This is a genomic window from Pyramidobacter porci (assembly GCF_009695745.1).
GTDB lineage: Bacteria > Synergistota > Synergistia > Synergistales > Dethiosulfovibrionaceae > Pyramidobacter > Pyramidobacter porci.
In genome coordinates, this window is the sequence record NZ_VUNH01000015.1 from 20,800 (window position 1) to 27,085 (window position 6,286).

Here is a 6,286-nt window from a genome sequence, read left to right on the forward strand (position 1 = left end):
GCGCAAGAGAGCGCCGCGGATCTTTTCCGGCCGACGGAACGCTTTTGCGGAGGAGTTCACAGCTCGAGGGATTCGCCGGGGCGCAGCACCGCGACCCTGCTGTCCGGCTCGCAGAGCGCCTTGAACGCCTGCGGATCCTGTCTGATGGGCGGGAACGTGTCGTAATGCATGGGCACGGTGATCTTCGCGCCGACGGCGCGTGCGGCGCGGGCCGCGTCGCACGGCCCCATCGTGTAGAAATCGCCGATCGGCAGCAGCGCCGCGTCCAGCTTTTCCTCCGCCAGCAGCGCCATGTCGCCGTAAAACGCCGTGTCGCCGGCGAAATAAACCTTCTTGCCGCCCATCTCGATCAGAAAACCGCAGGCCAGCGCGCCCGGCAGCCCGCTGCCGTGAATCGCCTGCAGCAGCTTGACGCGCCCGAACGGCATCGGCCCCCAGCCGCCGATGTTGCCGAGACAATTTTTCAGCCCCGCCTCCGTCAGCATGCCGCGCAGCTCGGCCACGCCGACTACCGTCGCGCCCGTGCGCCGGGCGATGTCGAGCGTGTCGCCGAGGTGGTCGCCGTGACAGTGGCTGACGAGAATGAAGTCGGCCGTCACCTCGTCGGCCCTCGCCGCGGCCAGCGCGTTGCCCGTCAGATACGGATCGGTGAGCACGTGATAGACGCCGTCGAACAGATCGAAACAGGCGTGCCCCAAAAACGTCAGTTTCATGTGAAAATCGCTCCTTTCTCGTTGCAGTTTAATCGTCGAATGTCCGGCCGCCGGCGATGGTGCGCGCGATCTGCGAGGGCACGGGCGGGCAGCCCTTGCAAAAGGGGAAGCGCTCGCGAAAGCGCGCTGCGCAGTTGCCGACGAGCACGATCTCGCCGCCGTTTCGCAGATCCTCGTCCTGCAGGTCGCGTCCGCAGGCCAGCGTGATCAGCTTTCGGTCGGGGAAGTCGCCGTGATGGTAGCGGAAGAATTGCAGGACAGCCGCGTGGCAGGCGCTGCACGCGCCGCGGTCGACAACGCGGAAATTGGAAAACGAGAGGCGCAGATCCTGTTCGCCGGCGCGCACAAAACGTCTTCCCCATTTCCGGTAATCGGCAGGGAAAACCCTGATGTCCTCGAATTTTAACCCCTTGTTTTCGCGCACCAGGTCGATGTGCAGCGCGTCGCCGGGCTCCATGCCCATCAGCCGCAGGCAGACCAGATCGGCGGCAGCCGGCGACTGGGAGGCGACGACCAGCCCCAGGTCCACGCGCGAACCTCCCGAGGGGCCGAAGCCTTCCATAGCAACGAAACCGTCGACGAGCGCGTAATCAGCATAGCATATTTTGGCCAGATCCATAATCCCGTAATCGAGACATTTTCCGCGCGCATTCTCCGGCAACGGCTTGAAAATGCGGTGCAGTCGCGTCTTGTCGCGCTGGTACAGACAGCCCTTCATGTTTTTGATGCTCAACGTGGCGCCGGCGTACATATGCGTTTTCATCACCGGCACGGAAACGACGCGATCCACTTCGAAAGTCAGTTTCGACAGCTTCAACCTCTCCACCATGACCGGCGCGGGAATTTCGCGCTCGGCCATGCCCGAATCATCGAGATTCAGACATTCCACGCCTTCCTCCCGGCACACGTCCCAAATACCGGCGCTCTTCAGCGCTTCAATGCTGTCGGTGCCGACGATGGAACTGTCGCCGACGTAAACTTTTTTCGTGCCGCGCTCCTTGAAAAAACGGATCAGTCCGCGCACCGCCTCAGGATGCGTGCACAGCCCGCTTGCCGCCGGTCCTTTGAATCCCGTGTTCACCTTGAGCAGCACCGACAGAGCGGACGAATCCTCCCTAAAGACCTTGTCGATCGCCTCGTAAGCGATTTCCGCGGGGTCGGCGCCTTTGACGACATAAACGTCGGTCATCGGCTTCTCAGCCTTTCAACCATTTCCTGCACACGGGCCGGCGGCGGCGACGTCAGCCAGCTCACGACCACCAGCAGGATGGCGGCGGCGGAAAACGCCACGAACGTCAGATGCAGCCACTTATAGTAACCTGCGGCGAACCACAGCGCCGAGCCGGCGAAGCCGCCGATCAATGCGGCAATGGCTCCCTCGCGCGTGGCGCGCTTCCAGTACAGCCCGATGAGAATGACGGGGGCGAAGGTCGACAGCCCACCCCAGGCCCACCAGTTCACCCAGAGAATGCCCTCGAAGGGATTGAAAGCGATCCAGGCAGCCGCAGCGCCGACGATCAGTGCCGTGACGCGACCGACCAGCACCACGTCGCGGTCGTTCGCTGTGCCGTTTTTGAACAGCTTGTTGTAGAAATCCTGACATACCGTCGTGTTGACCACATGCAGCAGCGCGTCGGCCGATGACATCACCGCCGCGAGAATCGCCGCCGTGACGATGCCCACGAGGATTTTGGGCGTATAGGTCATGATCAGCCGGATAAAGTTCGTGTTCTTGTCGGCGGAGTCGGGAAACAGCACCATGCAGGCCATGTTGATGAACAGCGTTGCGAACAGCATGAACACACCCGTGCAGCCAGCCACCATTGCCGACTTGCGCGAGTCGGCGGGATTCTCCATGCCCATGAACATCTGCACCAACTGAGGCTGCCCCATGTAGCCCAGCAGCCCGGCTGAAAGCAGCCCCACGATCGTCCACAGATTGATCCAGATGTTCATTTTCGCCGCATCGACCTGGCCCACTGCGGCGAAAATATCGGCGATGCTGCCGGTTTGGCTGAACGCCACGTAAGCCCCTGCCAGCACGGCGAAAATCATCAGGCACCCCTGAATGAAATCGGTCCACACCACCGCCAGCAGACCGCCGGCGGAAGTGTAGAGCGTCACGATCGCCGTGGCGAGAATGATGGACCATTTGTAATCCCAGCCGAGAATCGCTTTGAATGTCGTGCCCGCCGCCATCAGCTGCGAGGCCATATAAACCGTGATGGAGACGAAGATAATCACCGCCGAAATTACACGGATGACCCTTTTGTCCTCGTCGTAGTAGCGCGCTTCGATCAGGTCGATAAAACTCTTCGCCCCCGAAAGCCCCGTGAAACGGCTGACCTTTTTGGCCAACGCAAAGAAGTTGACGAACGGCGCGAAACCCGACGAAACCGAAGTCCACACGGCGGCCAACCCCATCGACGCCACCTGGCTCGACCAGGCCAAAAACAGCCAGCCGCTCAACCCTGCCGCCTGATGCGCCATTGCCGTCAGCAGTACACCGAACTTTTTGCCACCGATCAGATAGTCTCTTGACGTCTTCACCTTTTTCGACGCCGCCCAGCCAATGCCCAGCATCAGCGCCATATACGCGACAATGACCGCGATGATGACACCCATTCTCTTCCAGCAACCCTTCCCGAAAATTAAAAACGAAACAAACGAAATTTCCTGAACGCTTTATCGATGCACAGTGATGTTACATCGAAAACGAAGATTTTGCAATCAGCAAGAATCTGCCGCCGAGGATGCGATAGGAACGACTGATCGCGATTGATGCTAATTTTCAATTAAAAGGCTGAGCACAAGGGCGCTGCGAGGGAGATTCACAAAGCGAGCTGCGCAGCAGTCAAGATAGTTCAGAGCGACTGAAATCCCTCGCAGCGCCCGGCAAACTATGTTAACGCTTTTTATCAAGAGATAGTCTTAGCTTTCCTTGTCGACAGACCTACGCACAACAAAAGCCGCGAAGATTTCGAACTGAGCCCGTTGAGTTGAATCCTCGCGGCTTTGTTTTGAGCGAGATGAGTCTGCTTGTCAAAGTGCGCTCTTGGCGCGCGTACCTTGGCGGTCAATTGCGGGGGTGTTTCTTAATATAGTTCAGCAGGCCGCCGCACAGCAAGATCTCTATTTCCTCATCAGAGCCTTCCAGCTTTACTCTGAACGTTGTGCCGTTCGTGAGATTCTCCACGCTGACGGAACGACTCTTGATTTGTTCCGGCCAAGCCTCAATCTCGATCTTGTCTTCCAGCGAGATGGAGTCGTAGTCCGTAGAGGCAACGAAGAGCAAGGGGACCACGCCATGGTTCACGAGATTGTTTCGGTGGATGCGGGCAATGGACTTGGCGATAACGGCCTTGACGCCAAGGAACATGGGAGAGATGGCGGCATGCTCGCGGCTGGATCCTTGCCCGTAATTCTCGCCGCCGATGATCACGCTCGTACCCATGGATTTCGCACGAGATACAAAGCCAGGATCATAGCGGGAGTAAGTATACCGTGCGATCAGCGGGATGTTGGAACGCATGGACGAGAACTCCGCGTTCGCTGGCATGATGTCGTCGGTGGAGATGTTGTCGCCGGCTTTGAGGCTTACCTGTGCCTCCAGCTTTCTGGCGGGGGGAGTGTTTAACGGCAGCGGTTTGATGTTGGGCCGCGAATGATTTCCACGTCGCCGCCATCTGGCAGAGGCGCGATCAGCATGTTGTCGTTGAGCGGATAAATCGTCGGCTCGTGAATCGCCCCCAATGTTGACACGTCGTCCATAACGTCTCTTGGGTCGGTAATGACGCCGGTGATCGCCGTGGCCGCCGCTACCTCGGGGCTTACAAGATACAGCTTGGCGTCCTCCGTGCCGCTGCGACCGCGAAAGTTGCGGTTAGAGGTACGCACGGAAATTCCGCCGGAAGGCGGAGCCTGCCCAATACCTGGACAGGCTCCGCAGGCGATTTCAGTAATACGCACACCGGCGTCTACCAGATCGCTGACCACGCCTTCGTCCAGCAGCATCTTAAAAATCTGGCGAGTACTGATGGCTACCGTGCAGCTTACATCGTCATTTACTTTGTGGCCTCTGAACACGGCTGCCGCTTTCTTGATGTCGGCACAAGAGGCATTTGTGCAACTGCCGATGAGGACCTGCTGCACATTCTGCTTGGGCACTTCGCGCACGGTTTTCACGTTGTCGGGCTGATCGGGACAGGCCACCATCGGCTCGAGCGTCGAGAGATCAATGTTCATCTCGCCATCGTATGTACAGCCCGCGTCCGGAGCCAGCGCGACGAACTCGTTTTCGCGTCCCTGCGCAATGAAGAAATGCCGCGTTATGTCGTCGGCGGGAAAAATGGAAGTCGTCGCTCCCATTTCGGCTCCCATGTTGGCGATCGTGCCGCGCTCGGGCACTTCTAAAGTGACGACGCCGGGCCCCGCGTACTCGAAGACCTTGCCGAGTCCTCCTCTTACGCCCACGCGGCGCAGCATTTCCAACACGATGTCTTTGGCCGCCACGCCCGGCCGCAGCCTGCCCGTCAGCGTCACGCGGATGACTTCTGGCATGCGCAGACGCATGGGCACTCCTGCCATGGAGGCGGCCACGTCCATTCCTCCGGCACCGATGGCGAACATGCCGATTGCGCCACCAGTCGTCGTGTGACTGTCCGAGCCCATCAACGTTTTGCCCGACACTCCAAAGCGGGCGTAATGTACGGAATGACAGATTCCGTTACCTGGGCGAGACAGGTAAAGGCCATACTTGCGAGCAATCGACTGCAGATAAATATGATCATCGGGCGTTTTGTAGTCGATGTAAAGCAGGTTGTGATCCAGATAGCTCACGGAACATTCCGTGCGCACCCGTGGCAGTCCAAGAGCTTCGAAAGCCAGATACCCCATGACAGCCGTAATGTCATGCGTCAGCGTCTGGTCTATTTTGATGTGAATTTCTTCGCCCGGAACCATCTTTGCCGGCTGAACCAAGTGAGCGGCAAGGATTTTCTGTGTGAGATTGCGCATAGAACCTCTCCTTAAGATTAAAACGATAAAGAATTCTCCTTGAAATTCGTGGAAGGATTTCTCTCTAGAATAGATCTCTACCTGAAATACGCAAAGACCACACTGGCCAGCAGGAGGATGATGGCACCACCGATACGCGACGAGATCTGCGCGTAAGACATGAGGTTCATGCGCTTGCCGGCGCCAAGTACTTGCAGATCGCCCGTACCGCCGCGGTTGGCCATGCAAAGTCCCGCCGTCATGGCAGACTCGACGAAGTTGAAGCCAAACAGCATGTCCACCAAGCCGGCTCCGATGATCGCGCCGAGCACCACCATGAAGCACACGAAGACCGTACTGAAGTTGAGAACCTTGATGAACTCTCCTAGATCGGTAAAAGCGATACCGATGCCGCACATGCACATCAGCGGCTTGGTGAAGAAATCGGCGAGGCGCTTGGCGCCCAGCTTGACTTCCTGAGGAATCACGTTGGCAATATTCAGCACCGCCGAGAAGACGACCATGTAGGCATACATATGGATCGAGACCTTGCCGATGGAAGGCAAAATGCTCTTGGA

Annotated in this window: 6 protein-coding genes; all 6 read right to left on the bottom strand. The window is 58.4% G+C overall.

From position 1 onward, the window contains the following. Positions 1–56: 56 nt before the first annotated feature. Entirely contained in the window at positions 57–713 is a 657-nt protein-coding gene (locus tag FYJ74_RS11510; protein ID WP_154529714.1) for a metal-dependent hydrolase, read from the bottom strand. A 28-nt stretch (positions 714–741) separates the two neighbouring features. Continuing rightward, complete coding sequence (locus tag FYJ74_RS11515) at positions 742–1,902, bottom strand: DUF362 domain-containing protein (protein ID WP_154529715.1); 1,161 nt, start codon at positions 1,900–1,902, stop codon at positions 742–744. Then, on the bottom strand, positions 1,899–3,338 hold the full coding sequence (locus FYJ74_RS11520) for a sodium/proline symporter (protein WP_154529716.1): 1,440 nt from the start codon (positions 3,336–3,338) through the stop codon (positions 1,899–1,901). Before FYJ74_RS11520 ends, FYJ74_RS11515 begins: the two co-directional genes overlap by 4 nt. A 451-nt stretch (positions 3,339–3,789) precedes the next feature. Further along, positions 3,790–4,245, bottom strand: coding sequence for a hypothetical protein (locus FYJ74_RS11845; RefSeq protein WP_229769476.1), 456 nt, complete (start codon positions 4,243–4,245; stop codon positions 3,790–3,792). A 101-nt stretch (positions 4,246–4,346) separates the two neighbouring features. Continuing rightward, positions 4,347–5,729 (bottom strand): aconitate hydratase, encoded by a 1,383-nt coding sequence (locus FYJ74_RS11525; RefSeq protein WP_229769477.1) that lies wholly within the window; start codon positions 5,727–5,729, stop codon positions 4,347–4,349. Positions 5,730–5,806: 77 nt separating this feature from the next. Next, on the bottom strand, positions 5,807–6,286 hold a 480-nt coding region (locus FYJ74_RS11530), incomplete at its 5' end, for a 2-hydroxycarboxylate transporter family protein (protein WP_195838906.1).